This is a genomic window from Geotalea uraniireducens Rf4 (assembly GCF_000016745.1).
Taxonomy (GTDB): Bacteria; Desulfobacterota; Desulfuromonadia; order Geobacterales; family Geobacteraceae; genus Geotalea; species Geotalea uraniireducens.
Genome location: NC_009483.1, coordinates 4,180,219 through 4,204,784, shown reverse-complemented (window position 1 = coordinate 4,204,784; position 24,566 = coordinate 4,180,219). Strand labels below are relative to the sequence as shown.

Below are 24,566 nucleotides of genomic sequence, written 5' to 3'. Positions count from 1 at the left end.
ATGATCTCGCTTAGATTTTTGCCACAGAGCCACGGAGACTCAGAGAAAAATCAAAAACATGTTTTCGGTTTTGTTTGATCCGACTTGATCCGATTTTTCCGCGTACCATTGTTTTTCAGCTTTTCTCTGTGAATCTCTGTGTCTCCGTGCCTCTGTGGCAGAATTGCTGTTATTTTATGAACGACTGATCGTCGTCCTCTCTGTACTCCGCCAAAGGCCCCTTCTCCTTCGGCTCAAGCCCCGCCTCATGACCGTAGAGCTCTTTCAGCTCCTTTGCCATCTTCCGGTTGAGGAGGTTCAGCGGAATGTCCATCGGGCAGGCTCGCTCGCATTCGGCGCACCCCGCGCAACGGCCGGAGAGGTGCATGGCCCGGACGATGTGCCACGCCATGTTTCCCGCCGGACGCGGGCTTGTCTCAACCGCCTGGGGGCGGTTACGGTCGCACATGCACTGTTCGCAGTAGCAGAAGGGGCAGATGCTCCGGCAGGCCAGACAGCGCACGCAGCGGGAGAAATGTTCCTTCCAGAACGACCAGCGCTCCCGGGGTGTCATCGCTTCGAGCCGTGCCAGCTCCTCAGCTTCCACCGGGGACAATTCCGGCAGGGAGGGGAGACTGCCGGCGACAGAATCGGCTCCTTTCGGCTCGCGTACCGTGCACTCCCGGCATTTCTTCGCGATGTTGGCGGTGGTCAGCGGCTCGCCGGTTGCGGCGCCGCTCCCCTTCACCCCGGCGCAGGCAACGGCGATGATGTGGACGTCCTCCCGCTTCAGCTGGGATTCACCCATCAGTCCCGCCAGGGCACGCATATCGCACCCCTTGGCGACGATCGCCACCTTTCCCGTCTTCCGGATATCCTTCTTCGCCTTGGTCAGGTAGAGGGCCAGGTTGTTGACGCAGGCCGGGGAGAAGATCAGGTCATTCGCCCGGGCAGGGTCGGTGATGATGGCAGGCATGGCCGTGCCTTTCCTCTTGCCCGCCTGGTAGCCGATCACCGCGGCTACGGTACCGTCGGTCAGGAGCCTGGCGGCCTCCGCCCGGATCGCCTCGGTAACGGCAGCGTAGTAGCCGGTGTCCACCAGCGGGGTTGTGTCGAGTTGTTGTGCTGTGTTGGTCATGATTTCCTAAACCGTTCTCACCACTAAGGCACTAAGGACACGAAGAAAACCAAAAAAACGGGTTTTAGACTTTAGTCTTTCTTTGTGCTCTTAGTGTCTTAGTGGTGAATGTAGTCGTTAAATGTTGTTGTACGCTTCTTTAAGCTCCGGGGTATCAATCTTCCCCGACCAGCACTCCTCAATCTCCAGCTCCTTGAATTCAAGCATCGGCCCCATGGCCCGGACACGCTCGGTGAGCTCGGTCACCACCTCGACCCACTTCCCCCCTTCGGCTGCGGAGACCCAGGAGAACTGGAGGCGCGAGAGATCTACGCCGACGAATTCCAGGAGCTTCCTGAAGGCGGCGAAACGACGGCGGGCGTGGAAGTTGCCGGCCATGTAGTGGCAGTCCCCCGGATGGCAGCCGGAGACGAGCACCCCGTCGGCCCCTTTCTGGAAGGCCTTGAGGATGAAGACCGGATCGATGCGGCCGGTGCAGGGGAACTTGACGACCCTCACGTTTGAAGGGTACTGCATTCGGCTGGTGCCGGCCAGGTCCGCCCCGGCGTAGGTGCACCAGGTGCAGACGAAGGCTACTATCTTTGGTTCGAAGTCGTGTTTCATAACAATCCTGTTCGAGGTTCGAGGTTCGAGGTTCGAGGTTCGAGGTTCGAGGTTCGAGGTTCGGTTCTTGTTTTTCAACATCGAACCTCGAACCTCGAACCGGTTTTATAACGCTTCTATCATCGCCACGATCTGTTCATCGGTATAGCCGTCCAGCTCCACCGATTTGGACGGGCAGGTGGCCTGGCAGGTGCCGCAGCCGCCGCAGACGCCGGGGTTGACGTAGGCCACGACTCTTATCAGGTTGCCGTTTCTGTCCCTGATCTCCTTTTCCTCTACCGCGCCGTAGGGGCAGACCTTCTTGCAGTAGAAGCAGGCGACGCAATTTTTCTCGTTCACCTTGGCGACGATCGGCTCTCTTTCGAGCTCGTCCCTGGAGAAGAGGGTCATCACCTTGGCTGCGGCGGCACTCGCCTGGGAGACGGTGTCGGGGATATCTTTCGGCCCCTGGCAGGCGCCGGCGAGATAAATTCCGGCTGTGGCGCATTCAACGGGGCGGAGTTTGGCGTGGGCCTCGGAGTAGAAGTTGTACTTGTCGTAGGAGATCCCCAGCTTCTGGGCCAGGGTGTCGGCGCCTTGCCTTGGCTGGACCGCGGTGGCCAGGACTACCAGATCCGCCTCGATCTCCACCTGGACCCCGACCGAGATGTCGCTCCCCATGACCACGACCTTGTCCCCCTTCTGGTAGAGGCGGGAGACCATGCCGCGGATGTAGCCCGCTTCTTCTTCCTCCACGGCCCGCCGCCAGAACTCGTCGTATCCCTTGCCCGGTGTTCTCGCGTCCATGAAGAAGACATAGGCCTGGCCGTCGTGCACCTTGTGCTTGTAGAGCATGGTGTGCTTGGCGGTGTACATGCAGCAGATCTTGGAGCAGTAGGAGATCCCCTTTTCCCTGGCGCGGGAGCCGACGCATTGGATGAAGACCACCTGTTTCGGTTCCTTGCCGTCTGAGGGGCGGAGGATCTTGCCGCCGGTGGGGCCGGATGCCGAGGCGAGCCGCTCGAAGGTCATGCCGTCGATGACGTCGGGGATCTTGCCGTGGCCGAATTCGCCATACCCCTTGATCGGGGAGCCCTTGGGCTTTTCGGTGATGTCGTAGAGCTCGAAGCCGGTGGCGACGACGATGGCCCCGACCTTTTCCACGATGAGTTCATCTTCCTGGGTGTAGTCAACGGCTCCGGGGCCGCAGACCTTCTGGCAGACCCCGCACTTGCCGGTCTTGAACCAGGTGCAGTTCTCCCGGTCGATGACCGGGGTGTTGGGGACGGCCTGGGGGAAGGGGACGTAGATGGCGGGGCGCATTCCCATATTCCGGTCAAAGGCGTTGGGGATCTTCTTCTGCGGGCACTTGGCCATGCAGATCCCGCAGCCGGTGCACTTGGCCATGTCGACGCTGCGGGCCTTCTTCTTGATGGTGATCTGGAAGTTGCCGATGTAGCCGTCGACGTTCTCGATCTCGCTGTAGGTATGAAGGGTGATGTTCGGGTGGTTGGCCACGTCGACCATCTTCGGGGTCATGATGCACTGGGAGCAGTCCAGGGTCGGGAAGGTCTCGGAGAGCTGGGCCATGTGGCCGCCGATGGAGGGCTCCCGCTCGACCAGCACCACCTGGTGGCCGGCGTCGGCGATGTCCAGGGCTGCCTGGATGCCGGCGATGCCGCCGCCGATGACGAGCGACCTTTTGGTGATCGGGACGGTGATGGGTGCAAGTTTCTTGTCCTTCTTCACCCGCTCGACCAGCATGGCGACGATCTCGCTCGCCTTGGCCGTGGCTTCTTCCCGGTCCTCGTGGACCCAGGAGCAGTGCTCGCGGATGTTGGCCATCTCGCACAAAAAGGGGTTCAGACCCGCGCTCTGGGCAGCTTTCCTGAAGGTCTTCTCGTGCATCCGCGGGGAGCAGGCGGCAACGACGATGCCGTCGAGATTGTGCTCGGCAACGGCCTTTTTGAGCAGGTTTTGCCCCGGGTCGGAGCACATGTACTTGTAGTCGGTGGCAAAAGCGACGCCGGAGAGCGCTCCCGCTTCCCGGGCTACCCGTTCCACGTCAACGGTTCTGGATATGTTTTCACCACAGTGGCAGACGAATACGCCGATTCTGGACATGCATCAATTCCTTGTAGGGGCGGGGTCTTCCCGCCCTTATTTATCGTTGTTCCGGCAGGGCGGGGGTCCGTCCTTTTTTCGCATTGTTCCAACAGGGCGGGGGTCCGTCCTTTTTTCGCATTGTTCCAACAGGGCGGGGAAACCCCGCCCCTACAGTAGGTTCTTTTCTTTTAATAACGGCAAGGGACTGACCATCATGCTGTTGAAGCCGAGTTTGGCTGCTGGAACCCCGACGGCCAGGGCCAGGAGCTGGGTCATGTAGAAGACCGGCATGTTGTAACGGGTGCCGGTGGCCTCTTCGATCTCCTTCTGGCGGATGTCCAGGTTGCCGTGGCAAAGCGGACAGGCGACCATGAGGCAGTCGGCGCCGGCCGCTTTGGCCGAGGCGAGGATGTCGCCCGAAAGCTTCAATACCACGCCGGGGCGCGACAGGGTGAAGTTGGCGCCGCAGCACTCGAGCCGGTGGCTCCAGGCGACGGTCTCGGCTCCGGTGGCGCCGATGACCCGCTCCATGATGGTCGGGGCTTCGGTGCAGTCCAGTTCCGGCACTTCTGGGGGCCGGGTGAGGAGGCAGCCGTAGTAGCAGGCTACCTTGAGGCCGGAGAGGGGCTTTTGCACCGCTTCCTGGAGTTGCTCCAGGCCGTAGTCTTTGGCCAGGATCTCCAGCAGGTGCTTGACCTTCTTCTCCGGTACGCTGCCGGCAATGGCGTGCTCCACCTGCTTGCGCTTCTCCGGGTTGTCGGCCAGTCTGTGCTGGGTGGTCTTGAGTCTGGAGAAGCAGGCGGCGCAGGCGACTGCCAGGTCCCCCTTGACTTCGTCGGCCAGGGAGAGGTTCTTGGCGCACAGGGAGAGCGACAACAGTTCGTCCACGTTGTGGGCCGGGGTGGCGCCGCAGCAGAGCCAGTCCGGCACTTCCTTGAGACCGATCTTCAGCGCCTTGAACAGACCGCGGGTGGATATGTCGTACTCCTTGCCCGAGGCGTGCAGTGAGCAGCCGGGATAGTAGGAGTAGGTGAGTTTTGAGTTTGTAGAGTTCATAGAGTTCTTTGAGTTCTTTGAGTTCTTTGAGTTTATTGAGTTTATTGAGTTTATTGAGTTTATTGAGTTTATTGAGTTTATTGAGTTTATTGAGTTTATTGAGTTTATTGAGTTTATTGAGTTTATTGAGTTTATTGAGTTACATGGGTTCAACACCATAACTCATCGAACTCATAAAACTCATAAAACTCATAAAACTCATAAAACTCATAAAACTCATAAAACTCATAAAACTCATAAAACTCATAAAACGGTTTTCCGCATCTCTTCGATCCGGTTGAAGATATTTTCAATCTCGGTGATGTTCTTGTTTTTGGAGTGGAACATTTTAAGCTTCCCCCGGGAGAGGAGCTTGGGGCCGAGCAGCAGGTCCTTCAGGAACTGCCCGCTCTTGACGTTGAACACGGCGCCGAGCCGCATCTCGTACTGGCGGCCGTAGGTTTTTATGTTCTCGATGAAGAGCCGGTTGGCGAGCTGGACATAGCTCTCCTTGGAGGGGCCGTTGGCGTCCCAGGAGAGTTTGCGCAGCGCATCCATGATCGCTGCCAGGTCCACCTTGTTGGGGCAGCGGGTGGAGCAGGTCTCGCACGAGGCGCAGTACCAGATGGATCGACCGGCCAGAATCCGCTCCCACTGGCCGAGCTGCAACAGGCGCATGATCCGGTTGGGCGGGTGTTCCATGAAGCTTCGCATGGGGCAGCCGGCCGTGCACTTGCCGCACTGGAAGCAGCGCCGTACCGAACTGCCGGAGAGGGACTCCACCTTGCGAACGAAGTCGAGGTTCATCGTTTCGGTGGAGAGTGTCATCTTGGTGTTTTTCATAGACTCATTTCCTGATGCCGTCGATGCTGAAGAACCGGCTGTCTGGTAGGGCGCTAAATCGTTACCATCGCTTTTTAGCAAAAGCTGCGCCAAACTCTCATTAATTGTTGGTTTCAAGAAAACGCTGTTTTTCCATGGGGTTATTGTGTGTAATGTATGCAATTCCCGTAAAAACTGGGGTTTACGGGGTTGGGTAGCTCTGACATCACTGTTTGCGGGGCGATACTAGCTGGAGTGGCATGTTGTCGATTGTCTCGGTGAGAGGTGAAGAGAGTGATACAACATGGCGGAAATGTGGTCTAAATCCCCATTGAGGTGAAAGTCCCCATGCTGTGAGCGATGGAAAACCACCTGTATTTAGTTCTTGTTGTGGTTAAAATCCACAAAATGTACAGATGGCGCAACCAGCGCTCCCAGCGCAGGTGATTAAACTCTACAATATGTTTTGCGTCCTTGTATTTTCCCTTTCGACCATAGCGATTTTGATTCCATCATTATGGGTCTCCCGGCAGATACGCGATCAGTCATCGCCCCACAACAGGGATCAGCTGATCATCTTCCAGAGGCTGATCTCTGCCGGTTCAGCCAGCAATTCATCGGTCCTGGCCAGGAATGCCTGTAGATAAGGCATCTGCAGATGGTCATCCAGATCCTCGCGACTCAGCCAGTTTTCGTGGAACATGAACAGTGCCTTGTCGTCGGCTGACTGGTGTAAATCGTAGTTGATACACCCATCTTCGGCTGTGGTGGGGTCGATAAGGGCCAGCAGTTCGCGACGGAGTGTTTCTTCCATTCCCGGCCGGGCCTTGAACCTTGCTACTACGGTAACTTTTCCGTTTGTCATCTCATTCTCCCTCGTCTGTGGCCATTGTTGGGCTGCGGGTTACAGTTCGTTGAGGATTTCCAGGCGCTTGGACCGGTATTCCTCTTCGGTGATCAGCTTTTTGTTTCTCAAATCATTGAGGAGCATCAGTCGTTCTTCCACGGTTCTCCCCTGTTTATCCTGCTTGGCGGGCTTGCTCTCTTGTTTTCGGGTAGTGTCCGTCTCCGGTGGTCTACGTTCCGACGGCTCCGGCTTTATTGCCGGTGTGGCGGATTCCCCGGGCATGCCGGGAGAGGAACCGATGCTTGCAGGGGAAAATACAATCCAGTCTCCCCGTTTCATAGTAGAGCCGGGCTCACCGGCGGCGGCCGAGATTCTCCCGCCAAGTTCTGCCGGGCGCGTTCGCGAGCCGGGGACAAAGGGGGCGAGACGCCGGTCTTCGTTGTCCCTGAAATCCCGGTGCACCATGCCGAAAATGATGTTCAGTTCTCCTCCCCGGTAAAAAACCCTGCCGGTGGTTACTTTGCGTTCTCTGGCAAGACCCAACAATGCCGGGAATTGGCCGATAACGGCGAAGGTTACGTCCTCCTTGGGACCCGCCTGGCTGAGCCCATCACGGAGCATCTCAACCAGTATCTCACGTTCCGGTTCGTTAAAAACCGGCAGCACCTTGTTTCTGCCGCTCTCCGTGATTTCCAGCGATTCGAGCATGCTGCGGAGCTGCTCGGCGGAAAGCTTCGCCGGATGGTCGTTGGCTGCCGTTCCTTCGCCATCCTGTTTTTCGATTGCCACGAACTGGTCGCGCGATTGCCAGATGGTTTTATCCCTGCCGGCCAGGGCCGTGCCGGATGACACGATCAGAAGTCCCGCAATCGCAAGCATGAAGAACCGCAAGAAATCAGGCAGCCATCCTGCTCCCATTCTCTTTTTCCGACGAGCCGATTTTTCCATGGTTTGCTCCCTTTCGTGCTTATTTTGGACAGACCCCAACAATCCGGTCTTCGGCAAATCCCCTGGGGGAGAAGACAGCAATAGGCAATGGGTCAGGTCCCAACTCCGGCATCTGCCGGCTGTTGAAACCTGACCCACTTTTTGTTGCCAACGGTGAACTTGGCAGCTGCCTGCTTACTTGCCGGCGTCTTCCAGCTTGTCCAGCAGATCCTTTGTCTCTTGCAGCTTCTGCTCGAGCTTTTTCAGTTCTTCCGCTGAATAAGTCTTTGAGCCTTTCTTGATCTGGTCATTTAATTTCTTAACCTTCTTTTGAATGATTTCTATTCGATTGAGGCAATTTTTCGCCGCAAGCTCGCAAATCACTTTCTCTTCATGTGTCTGCTGGGCAAAGATATATCCAGCGGGGGACAGCAGCAATGCTGTGATGAGTACTATGGCGCTCTTTTTCATGCATACCTCCAATGTGCGTTGGTTTGTGGTTTCTGCCTATGCCTAGAACGGAAGTTTTCCGTATCCCAAAAGGCCGATAGCCGGAACAAAGAGACAGGTGAAGCTCAGGACAAGGAACATCCACGCAGCAACCTTGGCGTTGACCTTGCCATAAGTCACGCCGACAACGGTTAAGCAAATAACGGTGAACGTAACGTTCATGAATCCCAGGTAGGGAGTTACGCCGATGATTGTCTTGCCATCGGGCTTCACGCCGCCGCCGGTGAAAAACAGATACGCATATACGGCACATACAACGGCAACAACCAATGCGCCGTTTCCGACACTACGCATATCTTCCAGCCCAGTCAGAAGAGCATGAGCAGTCTGCAGATAAAGGACGCCGAATACGAAAAGCAGCCCGGCGGTAAATGGATCGGTAAAAACTGCTGCCTGAAGAATAGCGCCTATGATAACGACTACACCCACAACAGCGGTAACAAAACCGGTACTTTTGGCCTCACCCGAGCCCAGGAAAAGCAACCCGACCGGAACCCACATCATGCAAATCAAAAGAAGCAGTGCTAACGTCATTGTTATCTCCTTATTATAGCAAAATTTTTCTGCGTTAATTCGACCAGATTATGTCGAATGGTTTCTTTGATGCTACTCGGCAGTGGTTGGATCGATAATGGTTCTCACCTCGGCCACGCTGTTGGCGGGGAAGCCTCCCTGTTTGGCGTGCTCCAGCACGATCTCTGCATTAGGCGCTATGTAGATGCAGTAAATCTTATTATCGGTGACGTAGCTCTGTACCCACTGAATCTGTGGGCCAAGTCCCTTGAGCACGCCGCATGATTTCTGGGAAATGGCCTGCAGCGTATCAGCGGTTAATTGTCCCGCTCCCGGAAGTTCACGTTCGATGACATATTTAGGCATTGTCTGACTTCCTTTCTTTACTGAGAGTTTGCCGTTAAAGGCGTTGCTCAACCCGTCTCAGGGCCGGCCTACCAGTAAAACATCGTGCCTATCGCAACGCTGTTGGAATGCTGCGTGGCGCGGTCATGCCAGGTGTTCTGGGCATAGGCGTACTCAACGATGAATTGTGTGAACTTGTTGAAGTTGTAAGTGACCATGCCCACTGCCGCTTCCTGTTTCTTCATGGGGGAGAAGGAACCGCCTACGCCGCGCTTGGTCTTGTCGTCATCGCTTTCTACCTGGCGGTTTTGCCCGTAGTTGGCTCCGATCTTGATATCGGGAGTCAACTTGTAGGTCGCCTGGACCAGGAAGCCGAAATGGGTCCGCTCCTTGCCGGCGGCATCCGTCGATGAGGAACCGAACGCATCGCCGTCCTGCGCACTGATCATGCCGAGCCCCTCGCCGGCGTAACCGGACGCCATAAGATCGACGCCGCCGAAGCCGGCTTCGATGCCGGCCGCACCGCCGATGGATTGGTTCTGCTCACCCGGACGTGCTACGCCAGCCGCTTTACTGCGGGTTGCAGTCTCGAAGAGGCCGGACGCCCAAGCCTGCAGCGTAGTGCCGCCGTTCAGGACCGTGGCGTAGGAGATCTCGGTTTCGAGGCGCGGGGTGTTGGTCTTGGCGGTATCGGAACTGATCTTGTAAGGCTCGTTGACACTGAAGGCCACCTTGACGCCGTTAAGATCGGGAGTGGTGTAACGGATCTGGGGGCCGAAGTTGGTGTAGAGGTAGCCGTAGCCGATATGGCCCAGGGTCGTGGAGGTGCCGGGTGCCGGAACAACGCCTGCCGTAAGGAGCGTCATGTCGGTCAGGATGTTTTTCGCCTGGTAAAGGTTCAGGGCACGGCCGGCAAGCAATTCGCCGTATGTCCCCTTTGCGGTGTAGTAGAATTCCCGGAAATCGATGTTGGGATTGACTTCAAATCTGGTGTCCTGGTTCTTATTCTGAATACTCGGATAGATACCGACCCGTACGTTCGAGTCGACCCCATTGACGGTGGGGGCCTTGATGTTGAATGCGATTAACGACGGCAGAAGCCCTACCTTCACCCCGAAATTCTGGAACTGATCCGGAGAACCGCTGAGAAAGGTTGTAAACCTGTCACCTGAAGGCTTCGGACTGGTAGACTGATAGACGGAGAAAACGTCGACGATACCGTCCGTGCTCAACTGCCAGCCGTTTTCTCCACCGATGACGAACGCTGCCTCGGCTGAGGGTATTGCGGTTAGTGCCAGGAGCAGCGCTGCGACTAATGATGCTAATTTTTTCATGTGTTACCTCCTTCTCGTGATGTGTGGAGCATTAAATAACTTATCAGAGAATCGGCCTCTCTTCAGCAACCGTTGGTGAGATAAGAGACCCTCTGTTTGTTGAACGTTGTTTGACAATTAAGGGCTGGGCAAATAGTGAGTGGCTCAACTGCCTGCCTGCACACCGTTTATTCGGATCATGGCTGAACCGGCAATTATCGGCCTTTCAGTGAGCCCTTAATGACATCCTGTATGGATGTGACAACGACCATCCCTTTTATCATAAAATACTATTTTAATGATCAGAGGGATAACCATCTGCTTGTGAAATTCAGTTTACAGGTTAGGGGCGAGTCCTACCCCTAATGTCTATTCCTGCTTCACGCCTGCCGTCAGAGCATTGATGCGCTCTGCACTTTTTGCTTCTCTTTACTGCCGTCGCCCGGTGCGCCGACCGCTTTTCGAGACTAGTTCTGCAACGTGAGTGCCATAAATAAAACATTATTTTTTTTCTGCAAAGCGTTCATGAAAATTTGCCGCCAGAGCTTGTAAAAACGTGTAAAAAAGAATTTGCGTGGTGAGTTCGCCTTAGTTCGCCGTCAATAGATCCTGGCGCAAAAGAGAATAAATGGTGTGGAGAATAGCCACACCGTGGAGAATTTCCCGCCACAACGTGGAAAAAGCGATCAAATCGTTAATGAATGAGAGGGGGGCGGCAGGCAAAAACAAAAATTAAATAATTTGAAATAGTAAAACCTTGTTTGACATATCGGCATACCTATTGCTATTGTAAATAGTATTAATACACGAAGATGGGACTGAAAATTTGGATTTCGGAACACTAGAACTATGTTAAAATAAGCAAGAGGCTAGATATGGTTAATGTGGAGAGCAATCTTCATCACTGCAAATTCGAAGTGCCGGAGATCATCTTCGGCAGAGGGCTGCTGAGCCAGATCGGCTCGTGCGCCCGACGCCTGGGTGGTCACAAGGTTTTTCTGGTCAGCGATCAGGGGCTCTTCAGCGCCGGATGGGTGGACAAGGCCATCAAAAACATCATGGATGCGGGGCTTGAGGTGATTTTCTACGATAATATCACGCCGAATCCGAAGGATGTGGAGGTGGAGGCTGGAGCCCTGGAATATATTCGTCACGGGGCCGATGTCATTGTGGGGCTTGGAGGGGGGAGCGCCATGGATGCGGCCAAAGGTATCGCCATACTCGTTTCCAATGGCGGGCGGATCAAGGATTTCGAAGGGTCCGACAAGATTTTCCGTCCACTTCCTCCGCTTGTCCTTTGTCCGACCACCTGCGGGACCGGTTCCGATGTTTCCCAGTTCGCCATCATCACCGACACCGAGCAGCACTGCAAATTGACCATCATGAGCCGCTGCGTCGCTCCCGACATCAGCCTGACCGACCCGGATACCCTTGAAACCCTTCCTGACGAGTATGTCTGCACTACTGCAACCGACGCTCTCAGCCATGCGCTTGAGGCCTTTTTTTCAGTGGCTTCCACCTCCCTCACCGACGTCCATGCCATTAAGGCATTACGCCTTGTTTCGACCAGCTTGGTCGAGGCAGTCAGGGAGCGAAAAGCAGCCGACCTGGAGAATCTTGCCAGGGCCAGCCTTCACGCCGGGATGGCGTTTTCCAATTCCCTTCTCGGCATTGTCCATGCCCTGGCTCACCCGATCGGCGGACTCTACGACGCGAACCATGGCAGCATCAATGCGGTACTGCTGCCGGAAGTGATCAAGTATGACATCCCGGTCGTAACGGAAAAACTGCCGGAACTGGCCTGGGGCCTCGGCCACCGGACTGACGGGAGCACTAACACTGCGTCGGAAGTGGTTCAGGAAACGCTGGTTTCCATGCTCGAAGCCGCTGGTGCGCCCCGGAGCCTGAGAAGTCTGGGTGTTGTACGCAAGGATTTGCCGGAACTGGCCCGAAAGGCTCTCAAAGACGTTTGCATCGTGACTTCACCACGCCAGGCCGATGAAAAAGACCTCCTGGCAATTCTCGAAAGGGCCTACTGAGATGGGAGAAGCAAAGCGAACACTGATTGACGAACCGAATCTCGAACGTCTGCTGGGCCTTGAAAGCTCAAAGATCGGATTCTATTCGGAAGTCAAACAGAAAATCCAGGAATTGGAGGCAGCCAACCTTGGTTTGCGGATCAAAACCAATGAACTCCAGGCTGTCTTTGATGCCATTAGTGACAGCGTGGTCATCTACGATCATAATGGGTGCATTCAGCATCGAAATCACGTATGTCCCAGGCTGTTCCCCACGGAAACCCTTGTCGGGCGGAGTTGCAGGGCGCTTTTTCACCCCGAAAGCGACCATTCGCCCCAGCAATGCCCGGTAGAACAGGCCTTGGCCGGCAAGAGCATGCAGATTTCCTTTACAACGACGAAAGGGATCGGAGAAAGCCGTTATTTCGACGTCACGGCGACCCCGATTGAAGATCCCAACGAACAAACACGCGCGCTCGTATTCATCCGGGATGTTACCGAAAAGCGGCTTAACGAGCTCCAACTTGTGCAGGCCGAGAAAATGTCGAGTATCGGCATGCTTGCCGCTGGTGTGGCGCACGAGATCAACAACCCGCTCACCTCCGTGGCCGGTTACGCCGAAGCCTTGCTGCGAAGGTTCCGCGATGAGACTGGACTGGTGGAGGACAACCGGCTCAAAGATTTCAAGAAATATCTGGAGGTCATAATCCGCGAGTCTTACCGGTGCAAGGGGATTATTGACAGTCTGCTGAGTTTCAGTCGGAAATCGGAGGGTTCGGTCGGGTTTGTGGATCTCAATAAGATCCTGAATGAGGTCCTGGAACTGGTTCGGCATAAGGCCCGCAATGAAAAAATCGAGATACAGGAATCCATGCAGCCGGACCTGCCTATGATTAAGGGGGATGAGGCCGGTCTACGACAGGTTTTCATGAACCTGACTATGAACGCTCTCCAGGCCATTGACGGACCCGGGATGATAAAAATTGCCACCTTCGATCAGAACGGAGTGGTGACCGCCACTATCTGCGATAGCGGGTGCGGCATCCCTTCATCTCTCATGGACCAGATTTGGGATCCGTTCTTTACCACGAAAGATGTGGGCCAGGGGCTTGGCCTCGGCCTGGCTGTTACCTATAATATTATTAAGAAGCACGGCGGCGAGATCCACGTAGAAAGTAAGCATGGAGAAGGATCTAAATTCACGGTGAGGCTTCCAGCATGTCAACAGTAGTAACGCGCAAAGAGGCAAAAATTCTTGTTATAGAAGATGACAAACCATTACGGGAGCTCCTTCACATGGAACTTACCCGGAGCGGCTACAAGGTCGAATCAGCGTCTGACGGTGAAGAAGGACTCGACAAATACCGGCAGGAGGTTTTCAATGTCGTTCTTCTCGACATGAGGATGCCGGGGATGGACGGGGTGGAGGTTCTCAGGCAGATGCGGACCGAATCGACAATCCCCGAGGTTATCGTCTTTACCGGCCACGGTACCATCGAAACGGCTGTCGAATGCATCAAGTATGGGGCGTATGACTACCTTACCAAGCCGGTCAAGCTGGATGAACTGGAGATGGTGATCGACAAGGCCAATGAAAAAAACCGCCTGCGTCTGGAAAATATCAATCTGAAACTGGAAATCAGCAAGCTTGACCAACACCGTATTGTCGGCAAAAGCCAGGTCATCCAAAAGGTACTTGAAACCGTCCGGCGTTGGGGGGCCACCGACGAGCATGTCCTCATCTGCGGAGAGAGCGGCGCCGGCAAGGAACTGTTCGCCCGGGCCGTCCACGACGCCAGTCGTCGGGCCAACAAGCCTTTTGTAACGGTCAATTGCGGCCGGCTCAGCGCCAACACCGCCGAGAGCGAACTATTCGGCCATGTGCAGGGGGCTTTCACCGGCGCAAATAAAGGTCGGGCCGGTCTCTTCGAATTGGCCGACACCGGTACCCTGTTCATGGACGAGATATCGGAAATGCCGCTGGATGTACAGGTGAAGCTTCTCCGTATCCTGGAGACCGGCACCTTCCGACGCATGGGGGGGAACCACGACATCAGCGTAGATGTCCGGTTCGTCTTCGCTTCCAACAAAAAGCTCGAGGATTGCGTGAATCGTGGCGAGTTCCGGGAAGACCTGTTCCACCGCATCAACCTCCTCCCCATCAACATCCCCCCTTTGCGGGAGCGGCCGGAAGATATCATACCGCTTTCGTACTATTTTCTTAAAAGCGCCAACGAGAGCGGCAGCGCCAACTGGGAGATCTCCGAGGAAGCAATGGCTGCCCTCTGCGCCTATTCCTGGCCGGGAAACGTAAGGGAGCTGCGGAACACCATCCGCCGTGCCAGTATCCTGGCAACCGACCAGATTATTTCTTCCGACCTGCTGCCGTTTTCGCCGCCCAAAACTGCGCCGTCGTTTGCCGTCACCGGTTTGCCCGACGTATTGCCGCTGCCGCTCTGGGTCGTCGAACGTGACTATATCCAGAAGGTGCTCGAGAAGTTGGAGGGGAACAAGAGCAAGGCTGCGAAGGTACTTGAAATCGACCGCAAGACCCTTTACACTAAGCTGGAACGTTACGGCCTCGCCGTGTAGGCGCAAGGCATTGCAGGACGTAGTAAATCCCCCCCCTGCAAGAGGTGATACCATGGAGCTGACAGATACTTTCGGCAGGACGATCAATTACCTGCGGCTTTCAGTAACCGACCGCTGCAACATGCGCTGTGTTTACTGTATGCCGGCAGACGGCATCCCTCTGCTCACCCACAACGATATCCTGAGCTATGAGGAACTCCTGCTCGTTGCCAAAACCGCCGTTGCCTCAGGTATCGAAAAAATTCGGGTCACTGGGGGGGAGCCGCTGGTGCGCAAGGGGATCGTCCCGTTTCTTACGCGGTTGGCCGCCATCCCCGGCTTGCGCCAGCTCGTTCTCACGACAAATGGACTGTATCTGGCCGAAATGGCTGAAAGTCTGCGGCAGGCGGGGGTGCAGCGCTTGAACATCAGCCTCGATTCCCTTCAACCGGAAACCTTTGCCGGCATCACCCGGGGGGCCGATCTGCATCGGGTGATGGCGGGCATTGCTGCTGCGGAACAGGCAGGATTCCCGCTCAAGATCAACGTGGTTGTCATGCGCGGCGTCAACGACGGAGAGATTCTCGATTTCGCCGCAATGACGCTCGATCGGCCCCTGACGGTCCGCTTCATCGAGTACATGCCGGCAATCCGGGCTGACAACTGGGAAGATCTCATTGTGCCTGGGGAAACGATCCTCGACCGGATCGGCAATCGATTCCGTTTCTCGCCAATGGAGCGGGATGCATCGGCCGGTCCGGCCAGAACCTTCAGAATTGACGGTGCTGCCGGCACCATTGGTGTCATTACCCCGGTTTCCGGGCACTTTTGCGATGAGTGCAACCGTATTCGGGTTACAGCAAGCGGCAGGGCGCGGAGTTGCCTCTTTTCCGACATCGGATACGATCTTAAACCCTTTCTTGCCGCGGGGGACGAATCGGGGCTTGCGGTGGCGTTGCACGACATCGTTGCCCGTAAGCCGGGCAGGCACTCACTTGAGTCTGCGGAACAGCAGCACACGCCGTTTGCCATGTCGGCCATCGGCGGATGAACAGCTAAAACCGGTTCTACGTTCTACGTTCGAGGTTCGATGTTGAAAAGCAAAAATAACCTCGAACCTCGAACCTCGAACCTCGAACCTCGAACCTCGAACCTCGAACCTCGAACCTCGAACATGCCTTTGGAGACCCAATGACACCAACTGTTGTCGCTGTCTGTATCAGCAAAGAGAAAGGCCAGCGCAAAACGCCGGTAGACGCTGTAGAACTGAAGGAAAACCACGGCATAGTCGGCGATGCCCATGCGGGTGATTGGCACCGACAGGTGAGCCTGCTCGCTACGGAGAGCATTGCGAAGATGCGGGCCTTGGGACTCGATGTCGATTCCGGCGATTTTGCCGAAAACATCACGACCCGCGGTCTCGACCTCGTAGCCCTGCCGATCGGCACCCGGCTGGCAGTGGGCGATGCCGTCATCGAGGTAACACAGATCGGCAAGGAGTGTCACAACCGCTGCGCTATTTTTTATCAGGCAGGGGACTGCGTCATGCCTAAAGAGGGGATCTTCGCAAGGGTCATCAAAGGCGGGACCGTTTCGGTCGGCGCCTTGATCTGCCGTCTCGATGCATAGAAAACTGTCTGTCCGTATTGCTTTGCGTTGATCGCACACCTTCCTGTTTCACTGTTGCATTTCTCTACACTGTTTGGGGCCTTGTCTTTTGAGGGCGAGGATAAGTCTTCGCTGTGCCGCCTCAATTCTTATATTTAGTCCATGATTTTTCCTCGCTGTAGGCGCTTTCTGTAAAATCCGGCCACTTTCATGTCATTTTTCGGGGACTAAATGGGTAATATATCTACACTGTGGATAAAATACCCATTTTGTAACCATTTGCAGTAACGCGGTTTAGACAACTACCGAACGCCATAGTCCGTCGTTGATGGCCTGCCTCAAAATCCTTTGAAAACAGTCGTAAAGCAAGGCAACCGCTGTTTTACTGCTTGGCACCGGCGTTGCACTTTGTTAAAGCAAGGCATGACTCACGCGACGACGCGACGACGCGACGACGCGACGACGCGACGAAAGGCATTTTAAAATTATGGTTCATGGTTTTAAAACGTTGCGTCGTCGCGTCGTTGCGTGAAATAAAAATATTTTGGTTTCGGCTTGTCCGCTTAGGATAACTAATGTTGCCATCTGAAGCTGTGAAAATCCTATCACGCGCGGGAGTACGTCCCCCTAAAACGTTGACGCTCGCCATAACCGGCGCCTGTAACCTCACCTGCCGGCATTGCTGGGTCGAAGCGGGTGGGTCCTCTGCTGCTGCTCATGTGCCGGAACGGACGCTGCGCCGGCTGATGGAGGAGTTCGTGGCGCTTGGCGGCGCGGGGATTCGCTTCACCGGCGGGGAGCCGCTCTGCCATCCCGCCTGGTTGAAACTCATGCAGTTCGGCCGCTCAATCGGGTTATGCGACGTCTCAATTCAGACCAACGGCATGTTGTTCGATGACGATGCAGTATCTGTGCTGCGCGAACTGGAGTTTCCGCGGCTATCTGTTCAGGTCAGCCTTGATGGGGCTGCGGCGCCGACCCATGACCTCGTGAGAGGGGAAGGGGCCTTTGCTGGGGCGCTGGCAGGGGTGCGGCTGCTCGTCCGGGGAGGGTTGGCGCGGCATATTACGCTGTTCTTTACGGAGATGCGCCACAATCTGGATGAGATTCCTGCTCTTCTCGAGCTTGCAGCCGAGCTGGGTGTCGGTTCCGTAGTCACCGGCTCCCTTGTCCTTTGCGGGCGGGCAGAAGAAGAATCTCTGGTCGTTCCTGCCGGTCTGGATCAGTATCGGCGATTACTGCGCCGCTACGATACCGACCATTGCTTCCGGGATCTCTATGATAAAATCGGCAATGTGGCAGCCCTGGAGTGGCGCAAGGAAGATGCCCCACGTTCGGAATGCTGCACGTTTGTCGAAAACCCATATATCACACCGGGCGGCAGACTGTACCCCTGTGTGCTGTGCCATACCGATGATTACTCGGTTTCAGGGGTATGGGGGAAAAATCTCGCCGTGGCCTTTGCCGAGGGAGCTTCTCTCTGGTCATCCCTGCTGCAGACAAGCCTCTGCCGAGTGGACGCAATAGCGGAGTGCCGGGAGTGTCCCGGCAGGTTCGCCTGCGCCGGTGGATGCATGGGGCGGGCGTGGGGGAGCCGTGGAGACTTTCTGGCGCCAGACGACCGGTGTGAGCTGAGACGGAATATACATCGACAAAATTCCTTTAACTCTTGAGAATTATTCTGACGATTAACCGGATTACTGCATTTTTTTTGTATTTCTCCCTCTATTTCTGATCCCCTTCCTTTAATCAACGTGGTGAAATTCCCCAGTGTGGATAATATCCATAGCGCTGCTGAGGCATAAACAGGGCTATTGTTTAAAAAAATGTTTCATAATTCCCCGCAATGCCCGGCTGGCTATATTCTTAAAATCACAGCAAAGCGCCTAAAAGTGGCAAAAATAAACCAATGTTTCTATTGGCATCTAACTTGCTATGTCATGGGTTATGAGGCCAAGTTGAACCATATAGTAGTGTAAAGCGGTTCTTTCCATGGTTGTCAGAAATATACTAAAACGAAGTTATAAGGGGGTGGTAGTTAAGTCAGTAAAGAGTCTTAGTCCCGGTGGCCGTATCGTTTTAAAGCACTAAATAAAAACTGCAACGTAAAGAGCACACATCACACAAGGAGGAAGTACCTATGTCTCACAACAAAGATGTAAAACGGACCCTGAAGAACGAAAGGCTGGAATACCCGATCAAGATGATGCACGCATATCCTTCCGTAAATGTCGGTTGGGGTGCACATACGATGGTTGGCAATGACGCCAAGGCGCTGGGTATGACCAATGCGCTGATCGTAACTACCGGCCTGCGCGGCACCGGCATTGTCGAGACAATCCAGGGCGTACTGAAGGCTGCCGGGGTTGCTTCCGAGGTGTTTGACAAAGTTACACCGAACCCGAAAGATCATGAAGTCATGGCAGGCGCCAAGGTATTGGCCGCCGGCAAATTCGACGGTATCATCAGCCTCGGCGGCGGCAGCTCCCACGACTGCTGCAAGGCCATCAAACTCGTTCACAGCCATGACGGTCAGGATGTCAGAAGCTTTGAAGGTGCTTTCAAGGCAACCAAGGCCAACACGATTCCCCAGCTTGCCATCAACACCACTTCAGGTACCGGTTCGGAAGTGTCCTGCTTCTCGATCATCAACCATACCGACAAGAAGTACAAGATGGCCTTGTTCGATCCCAACTGTACACCCAGCAAATCCGTCAATGACCCGCTGATCCACCAGTGTATGTCTGGCGACCTGGCCGGTTACACCGGCATGGATGCCCTTGCTCACGGCGTTGAAGCAATCACATCCCGTCTGGGTGTTGTCTCCGCATACGGCCCCGGCCTGAGCGCCATTTCGCTGATCTTCGGCAACCTGCGTCAATCGGCAATGAACAGAAACAACGACAAAGCTGTCGAGGCGATGGTATGGGCTGAAATGGCCGCCGCCTACAGCTTCAACAGCGCCGGTCTTGGCCTTATTCACAGTATGGCCCATGCTCTGGGCGGTATGTACGATGCTCCTCATGGTCTCTGCAATGCCATCGGTCTCGGTCCGGTCATGAAGTTCAACCTGCCGGCCTGCCCGGAGCGCTTCAGGATGATGGCACAGGCTGCCGGTATTGACGTAAGCGGAATGTCCGATATGAAAGCTGGCGAAGCATTTATTCAGGCTTGTTTGGAACTGAAAGCCGATCTGGGCATCACCAAGACCTTCACGGATCTCGGTCTGCTTGAAAAAGACGTAGAAGGCCTGTCGCGTTTCTCCGTGAACGATATCTGCACAGAGGGCAACCCAACCGATACCGGTCTGCAGGATATGATCGGCATCTTCCACCAGTGCATGTAATTATTATAGTAATTCGTTGCCTGACTTTGTAATTTTATGCCGCTGGCCCCGGAGGGAAGATGTCCCTCACCGGGCGCCAGCGGCTTATTTTATTAGCTGTCCGCACCGCATCTGAATATCTAAAACAATGTTCTCTTGCCGGCGCAAAGATTGCAATGAAAGACAGTACTAACAGATATAAAATTCAACGTTACGAGGCCATCATGATTACCGAACAAGGGGTTAAGGATCTTCTCAACACAAGTGGCTACATCGCCGACGATGCCATCGCCACCGCCGTTTTTCTGGCCATCCACATGGAGAAGCCGATCCTGATCGAAGGCCCTCCCGGTGTAGGGAAGACCGGCCTGGCCAAGGCCCTCTCCTCTGCCCTGGATTTTCCCCTGGTGAGACTGCAGTGCTACGAAGGGATCGACGAGGGAAAGGCACTCTATGATTGGGAGTACGGCAAACAGCTGCTCTATACCCAATTGCTGCGTACCCAGCTAGATACCTACCTCTCCGTATCAGCTGACCTGCGGGAAGCCGTCGAGCGTCTTTCTGCCGAAGAGAGCCTGTTTTTTTCAAAAAATTTCCTGGTACAGCGACCGATTCTGCGCAGTTTCTTGTCCGAAAAACGTTCGCTGTTGCTTATCGATGAGATCGACCGCTCCGACGATGAATTCGAAGCGCTGCTTCTGGAGTGTCTGAGCGACTTTCAGGTTTCGATCCCCGAATTGGGGGTAATCGAGGCCAAGAGAAAGCCGCTGACGATCCTGACCAGTAACGGCACGCGGATGATCTCCGACGCGTTGCGCCGGCGCTGCCTGTATCTCTATATCGGTTATCCGGAGCTGGAGCGGGAAGTAGCGATCGTCCGGGCAAAATTCCCCGACCTCTGCGGGGATCTGGCACAGCAGATGGTGGCATTCCTGCGTAAGGCCCGCGAACTGAATCTGCGCAAGCCCCCCAGTGTTTCCGAAACCCTTGACTGGGCACAGGTGCTTTCGATCATGAAGGCGACACAGCTTACACCGGAGGTGGTAGCCAATACCGTCGGCGTGATTGCCAAACACCAGACAGACCTGCAGAAGGTTACGGAACTGGCTGTGCAGGAAATGAGCTAGCCATGGAACGAATAATCACCCGTTTCGTCGCCGCTCTTCGTGAAAGCGGCATCCGCGTATCACCAGGTGAAAGCCTGGATGCGGTCCAGGCCCTGGCGCTGGCCGGAATGGAACGGCGCCGGTTGACCCGGCGGCTCCTGCGTCTGACTCTGGTGAAGAATGTCAATGACATTCCGGTATTCAATGAGGTCTTCAACCGTTTTTTCAGCCGGTTCCAGTCTGTCGACCCGGACGTCGATATTCCCGATCTCATGGACGCCGCCATCATCGGCATGGAGGGGGAATTCAACTACCTCGACCAACTGCCGGGTGACGATCACGATGAGAACGGCCCGCTGCTCAAACTTGACAGCGATATCAATCCGGAAGATTTAGCCGAGCTGAAAAGCCTGACAGAGATTGATCCGGACGACACGGATGGTATTGAAATAGTTGTCCAGATGAAGGGGTACCGCGGAAAGTCGAAAGCGCCCCGGCCGTCGCGACGCTATACGCAGAATCCGCTCACGATCGAGCTTAACAAGAGCAACAGCACCAACAGGGGCGTCACCTTTACGCCTGAAGAGCAGGCCGCCATGCAGGACGTGGTTTCCCGCATGATGCTGCGTCTGCGCAAAGATATGAAACGGATGAAGAATAATCAGAATCGCGGAAAACTCCACGTCATCAAGACGATCCAGAAAAATTACCGTCACGACATGGTGCCGTTCCAGGTGGCATTACGTCGAAAACGGAGGGAAAAACCGCGACTGGTGGTTCTGTGTGATGTCAGCTTTTCCGTGAGCCATGCCTCCCGCTTCATGCTGCTGCTTCTTCATACCCTGCATAATCAGATGCTGGATGTCCGCAGTTTCATCTTCAATCGGGAAGTGGCGGAAATCACAGAAATGCTGGCAAACATGCCTGTCAACGACCTGATGGAAACCATTGACAAGGGGGACATCGTTGATCTGGATGAAAATAGCAGTTTCGGCCAGGTGTTTCTGAACTTCAAGAAAAGGTATCTGGAAAACCTGCGGGGGAGACCGGCCTTTATCATCCTGGGAGATGCACGCAACAACTACGACGAGGCCAACGACTGGGTGCTGGACGAGATCCGCGAGAAGGCCCGCTATATGCTCTGGCTTACCCCGGAAGATCGTGATACCTGGAGTCGCGGCGACTGTCTGATGGATATCTACGGCGCATATTGCGACAAGGTGGAGGTAGTAAAAACGGTGGAAGATCTGAGCATGGTCGTCGAAAACCTGCTGCGAGACATATATGCCGACCGGGCAGATCCGATTGACAAAAAACGCCTGCAGGAAGCCAAAGCAGCGGAAACCTATGATTCCAAGGACTACTATAAGCGTGGTACAAGTGGCGGCAGTCAGCCGAGTTTCGACCCTGGCGGGCGCAGCCATTGGTGACAACGGCCACCGCCGAAGGCAAACTATCCTGCCTCCTGGTTTCCCGTAACCGTCGCCATGGTCGAGTCTCCATCTGGACCGCCGACGCCCTTGGAGTGAACTACAAGAAGATGATAAGGTGACCAAACTTTGAAACAATTCCGTGAAAATCATGCTCACCAACTCGAGTTGGAGACGAAGATCGAGGAATTGCGCAAGTTCCAGGAGGAACTGGAGGCATCAAGGAACAAGTACGCCCTGCTTTACGATTTTGCTCCGGTAGGTTATTTTACTTTCGACCGTGAAGGAGTTATTCAGTCGGTCAACCTGACCGGTGTGCGCCTTTTGGGTGTCGAACGTAATGATCTGGTGGGCAGGCGTTTCGGGGAATTCGTAGCCGATGATGAGTGGTTCGTATTCGTCAATTATCTCGCCACGGTCTTCTGCAGCCAAGGCAAGGAAACCTGCCGGCTGGGTCTTGCGCAGCGAGACAAACAGCCGCTATTTGTGCGTATTGAGGCCATGGTCACCGAATCGGGGGAAGAGTGTCTGGCCGTGCTGGTGGACATAACCGAGAAGAAACTGGCCGAACGGGCCCTGTCGGAGAGCGAATACAACCTGGCCAAGGCCCAGTCCATGACCCACGTGGGCTCCTGGAGCTTCGACCCGACCACCTCAGAGGTGAAGGCCTCCGACGAACTGCTGCGCATCATGCATCTCAGCCGCGACGAGGCCACCCAGGAGTCCTTTGCCAGCGTGGTACATTCCGAAGATCGTGAGAACGTCATGTGGCACCTGCGGCTGGGTGTCGAACATGGCAAGAGCTATGAGATCGAACACCGCCTGCAGTTCGGCGAGGGCAGCTGCCGGTGGGTCTATTCCATCGTCGAGCCGTCGGTGAACAGTGCCGGCAAGGTGGTGCGGCTCTACGGCACGACCCAGGATATCACTGAGCGGAAACAGGCCGAAGTCGAGCTGAGAAACAAAACTAACGAACTTCAGGCGATCTTCGACTCGATCAGCGACGGTATCACGGTCTACGACCATGACGGCCTGATCCAGCATCATAATCTCATTAGTCCGCAGTTATATCCCAAGGAGATACTTCCAGGGAAATCCTGCCGGGACATCTTTCATCCGGAAACTCCATCCATGCCGCAACTTTGTCCCGTCGAAAGGGCTCTCCGGGGCGAGCGGGTGGAGACGTCTCAGGTTTCCGTACGGGAAGGGCAAAAAACCCTGTATTTTGACATAACCGCCACCCCCATCAAAGACGCACTGGGAGAGAAAAACAGGGCACTCGTCTTTTTCAGGGACATCTCGGAAAAAAGATTGCAGGAAATGCATCTGATCCAGACCGAAAAAATGTCGGGCATCGGCGTGCTTGCCACCGGAATCGCCCATGAAATCAACAACCCTCTCACCTCGATAGCGGGCTACGCAGAAGGGCTTTTGAGGCGTTTCCGTGACGAACCGGCCTTGAAAGATGATTGCCGGCTGGATGTCTTTCCGCACTACCTCGAAGTAATCGTCCGGGAGTCCTACCGCTGCAAGGGGATCATCGACCACCTGCTCAGTTTCAGCAGGAAATCGGACGGTTCTGCTGTCGAGGTGGATATGAACGTGGTCCTGCTGGAAATTCTTGAGCTGTTGCGGCACCAGCAGATCTATCGACAGATTGAAGTCGTTACCCATCTGAGCAAAGACCTCCACTCTGTCCTGGGTGATCCGTCCGGATTGCGGCAGGTCTGCATGAACCTGCTGATAAACGCCCACCAGTCGATCAAAGGGACCGGTCTGGTGGAATTGACGACGGAGAACCTGGATGACACGACGGTTTCCGTCAGGATCCGTGATACCGGCTGCGGTATCGCACAGGATAAGATCGACCGGATCTGGGACCCCTTCTTTACAACCAAAGAGGTCGGCAAGGGGATCGGCCTCGGCCTGGCCCTGACGTATAATATCATCAAGCGTCATGGCGGCGAGATCCAGGTGGAAAGCCGGCCCGGAGAAGGAACGCAGTTTACGGTGCTTTTGCCGGCCAGTCACAAGAAAGGAACTGTAAACAAATAATATGGGCATCTTGCATCTCATCTTCAGGTCATCTTTAGCCGATCTTCAATCGCCAAATCCTCAACGTAGCCGTGCTACGTCTGCGGTTTAGCTCAATCAGTTCGGCCAAATCTGACCTAAATCAGAGCGCAATTTTGACCATGCTATTCATTAACAGCTCCTCGGCAGGGAACAGCCGGACAGCACGGGGCTGCCGACCAGCCCGCAGGTACTGGCCCTTATCGAGCCGGCCACCGAATTCACATTCGTCAAGACCTGATTTCATCCTTGATTTGAAATTGGAATAAGCCCCCTCAGGAAGCAGAGAGACTGCTGGAAAAGGAGAGCCCGTCCGGC

General features: G+C 55.1%; 21 protein-coding genes. 10 read left to right on the top strand and 11 right to left on the bottom strand.

All coding sequences use genetic code 11. The features are described 5' to 3' along the window. Positions 1-169: 169 nt before the first annotated feature. The 11 genes from GURA_RS18275 to GURA_RS18225 form a co-directional block, all read right to left on the bottom strand. Entirely contained in the window at positions 170-1,117 is a 948-nt protein-coding gene (locus tag GURA_RS18275) for a 4Fe-4S dicluster domain-containing protein (RefSeq protein WP_011937092.1), read from the bottom strand. Positions 1,118-1,234: 117 nt separating this feature from the next. Further along, positions 1,235-1,720: a hydrogenase iron-sulfur subunit gene (locus GURA_RS18270; RefSeq protein ID WP_011937093.1), complete on the bottom strand. Its 486-nt coding sequence runs from the start codon at positions 1,718-1,720 to the stop codon at positions 1,235-1,237. A gap of 105 nt (positions 1,721-1,825) precedes the next feature. Beyond that, positions 1,826-3,823 (bottom strand): CoB--CoM heterodisulfide reductase iron-sulfur subunit A family protein, encoded by a 1,998-nt coding sequence (locus tag GURA_RS18265; protein WP_011937094.1) that lies wholly within the window; start codon positions 3,821-3,823, stop codon positions 1,826-1,828. A gap of 150 nt (positions 3,824-3,973) precedes the next feature. Next, positions 3,974-4,861, bottom strand: coding sequence for a CoB--CoM heterodisulfide reductase iron-sulfur subunit B family protein (locus GURA_RS18260; RefSeq protein WP_011940395.1), 888 nt, complete (start codon positions 4,859-4,861; stop codon positions 3,974-3,976). A 243-nt stretch (positions 4,862-5,104) separates the two neighbouring features. Then, positions 5,105-5,683, bottom strand: coding sequence for a 4Fe-4S dicluster domain-containing protein (locus tag GURA_RS18255; protein ID WP_011940394.1), 579 nt, complete (start codon positions 5,681-5,683; stop codon positions 5,105-5,107). Positions 5,684-6,227: 544 nt separating this feature from the next. Continuing rightward, entirely contained in the window at positions 6,228-6,527 is a 300-nt protein-coding gene (locus GURA_RS18250) for a putative quinol monooxygenase (RefSeq protein WP_011940393.1), read from the bottom strand. A gap of 39 nt (positions 6,528-6,566) precedes the next feature. Next, positions 6,567-7,457 (bottom strand): hypothetical protein, encoded by an 891-nt coding sequence (locus GURA_RS23050; RefSeq protein WP_011940392.1) that lies wholly within the window; start codon positions 7,455-7,457, stop codon positions 6,567-6,569. A gap of 174 nt (positions 7,458-7,631) precedes the next feature. After that, positions 7,632-7,907, bottom strand: a complete 276-nt coding sequence (locus GURA_RS18240; RefSeq protein ID WP_011940391.1) for a hypothetical protein — start codon at positions 7,905-7,907, stop codon at positions 7,632-7,634. 42 nt (positions 7,908-7,949) lie between these two features. After that, positions 7,950-8,480 (bottom strand): AmiS/UreI family transporter, encoded by a 531-nt coding sequence (locus GURA_RS18235; RefSeq protein ID WP_011940390.1) that lies wholly within the window; start codon positions 8,478-8,480, stop codon positions 7,950-7,952. Positions 8,481-8,552: 72 nt separating this feature from the next. Beyond that, entirely contained in the window at positions 8,553-8,825 is a 273-nt protein-coding gene (locus GURA_RS18230; RefSeq protein WP_011940389.1) for a DUF4242 domain-containing protein, read from the bottom strand. A gap of 68 nt (positions 8,826-8,893) precedes the next feature. Further along, positions 8,894-10,138, bottom strand: coding sequence for a porin family protein (locus GURA_RS18225; protein ID WP_011940388.1), 1,245 nt, complete (start codon positions 10,136-10,138; stop codon positions 8,894-8,896). Positions 10,139-10,992: 854 nt separating this feature from the next. Between GURA_RS18225 and GURA_RS18220 the strand changes: the two genes are divergently transcribed. The 10 genes from GURA_RS18220 to GURA_RS18175 all read left to right on the top strand — a co-directional run bounded on the left by GURA_RS18220 (position 10,993) and on the right by GURA_RS18175 (position 24,230). Next, a complete protein-coding gene (locus tag GURA_RS18220) occupies positions 10,993-12,156 on the top strand; it encodes an iron-containing alcohol dehydrogenase (protein WP_011940387.1) in 1,164 nt (387 codons plus the stop codon). Position 12,157: 1 nt separating this feature from the next. Further along, positions 12,158-13,366: a two-component system sensor histidine kinase NtrB gene (locus tag GURA_RS18215; protein ID WP_011940386.1), complete on the top strand. Its 1,209-nt coding sequence runs from the start codon at positions 12,158-12,160 to the stop codon at positions 13,364-13,366. Next, entirely contained in the window at positions 13,354-14,727 is a 1,374-nt protein-coding gene (locus GURA_RS18210; RefSeq protein WP_011940385.1) for a sigma-54-dependent transcriptional regulator, read from the top strand. The genes GURA_RS18215 and GURA_RS18210 overlap by 13 nt, the downstream gene beginning before the upstream one ends. Positions 14,728-14,779: 52 nt before the next feature. Continuing rightward, complete coding sequence (moaA, locus tag GURA_RS18205) at positions 14,780-15,757, top strand: GTP 3',8-cyclase MoaA (RefSeq protein ID WP_011940384.1); 978 nt, start codon at positions 14,780-14,782, stop codon at positions 15,755-15,757. Positions 15,758-15,897: 140 nt separating this feature from the next. Then, entirely contained in the window at positions 15,898-16,335 is a 438-nt protein-coding gene (locus GURA_RS18200; RefSeq protein WP_011940383.1) for an MOSC domain-containing protein, read from the top strand. A gap of 554 nt (positions 16,336-16,889) precedes the next feature. Beyond that, positions 16,890-17,987, top strand: coding sequence for a radical SAM/SPASM domain-containing protein (locus GURA_RS18195; protein WP_011940382.1), 1,098 nt, complete (start codon positions 16,890-16,892; stop codon positions 17,985-17,987). Between the two features lie 467 nt (positions 17,988-18,454). Next, positions 18,455-19,660, top strand: coding sequence for an iron-containing alcohol dehydrogenase family protein (locus GURA_RS18190; protein ID WP_011940381.1), 1,206 nt, complete (start codon positions 18,455-18,457; stop codon positions 19,658-19,660). 203 nt (positions 19,661-19,863) lie between these two features. Beyond that, on the top strand, positions 19,864-20,766 hold the full coding sequence (locus GURA_RS18185; RefSeq protein WP_041246131.1) for an AAA family ATPase: 903 nt from the start codon (positions 19,864-19,866) through the stop codon (positions 20,764-20,766). Between the two features lie 2 nt (positions 20,767-20,768). Then, complete coding sequence (locus GURA_RS18180) at positions 20,769-22,175, top strand: VWA domain-containing protein (protein ID WP_011940379.1); 1,407 nt, start codon at positions 20,769-20,771, stop codon at positions 22,173-22,175. 129 nt (positions 22,176-22,304) lie between these two features. After that, positions 22,305-24,230 (top strand): PAS domain-containing sensor histidine kinase, encoded by a 1,926-nt coding sequence (locus tag GURA_RS18175; protein ID WP_011940378.1) that lies wholly within the window; start codon positions 22,305-22,307, stop codon positions 24,228-24,230. Positions 24,231-24,566 lie beyond the last annotated feature (336 nt).

Coding starts and splice junctions, on each gene's coding strand:
- GURA_RS18265 (WP_011937094.1), bottom strand. CDS start 3,823: ATGTCCAGAATCGGCGTATTCGTCTGCCACTGTGGTGAAAACATATCC.
- GURA_RS18190 (WP_011940381.1), top strand. CDS start 18,455: ATGTCTCACAACAAAGATGTAAAACGGACCCTGAAGAACGAAAGGCTG.
- GURA_RS18185 (WP_041246131.1), top strand. CDS start 19,864: ATGATTACCGAACAAGGGGTTAAGGATCTTCTCAACACAAGTGGCTAC.
- GURA_RS18235 (WP_011940390.1), bottom strand. CDS start 8,480: ATGACGTTAGCACTGCTTCTTTTGATTTGCATGATGTGGGTTCCGGTC.
- GURA_RS23050 (WP_011940392.1), bottom strand. CDS start 7,457: ATGGAAAAATCGGCTCGTCGGAAAAAGAGAATGGGAGCAGGATGGCTG.
- GURA_RS18270 (WP_011937093.1), bottom strand. CDS start 1,720: ATGAAACACGACTTCGAACCAAAGATAGTAGCCTTCGTCTGCACCTGG.
- GURA_RS18250 (WP_011940393.1), bottom strand. CDS start 6,527: ATGACAAACGGAAAAGTTACCGTAGTAGCAAGGTTCAAGGCCCGGCCG.
- GURA_RS18215 (WP_011940386.1), top strand. CDS start 12,158: ATGGGAGAAGCAAAGCGAACACTGATTGACGAACCGAATCTCGAACGT.
- GURA_RS18210 (WP_011940385.1), top strand. CDS start 13,354: ATGTCAACAGTAGTAACGCGCAAAGAGGCAAAAATTCTTGTTATAGAA.
- GURA_RS18255 (WP_011940394.1), bottom strand. CDS start 5,683: ATGAAAAACACCAAGATGACACTCTCCACCGAAACGATGAACCTCGAC.
- GURA_RS18260 (WP_011940395.1), bottom strand. CDS start 4,861: ATGAACTCTACAAACTCAAAACTCACCTACTCCTACTATCCCGGCTGC.
- moaA (WP_011940384.1), top strand. CDS start 14,780: ATGGAGCTGACAGATACTTTCGGCAGGACGATCAATTACCTGCGGCTT.
- GURA_RS18195 (WP_011940382.1), top strand. CDS start 16,890: ATGTTGCCATCTGAAGCTGTGAAAATCCTATCACGCGCGGGAGTACGT.
- GURA_RS18225 (WP_011940388.1), bottom strand. CDS start 10,138: ATGAAAAAATTAGCATCATTAGTCGCAGCGCTGCTCCTGGCACTAACC.
- GURA_RS18180 (WP_011940379.1), top strand. CDS start 20,769: ATGGAACGAATAATCACCCGTTTCGTCGCCGCTCTTCGTGAAAGCGGC.
- GURA_RS18240 (WP_011940391.1), bottom strand. CDS start 7,907: ATGAAAAAGAGCGCCATAGTACTCATCACAGCATTGCTGCTGTCCCCC.
- GURA_RS18275 (WP_011937092.1), bottom strand. CDS start 1,117: ATGACCAACACAGCACAACAACTCGACACAACCCCGCTGGTGGACACC.
- GURA_RS18230 (WP_011940389.1), bottom strand. CDS start 8,825: ATGCCTAAATATGTCATCGAACGTGAACTTCCGGGAGCGGGACAATTA.
- GURA_RS18200 (WP_011940383.1), top strand. CDS start 15,898: ATGACACCAACTGTTGTCGCTGTCTGTATCAGCAAAGAGAAAGGCCAG.
- GURA_RS18220 (WP_011940387.1), top strand. CDS start 10,993: ATGGTTAATGTGGAGAGCAATCTTCATCACTGCAAATTCGAAGTGCCG.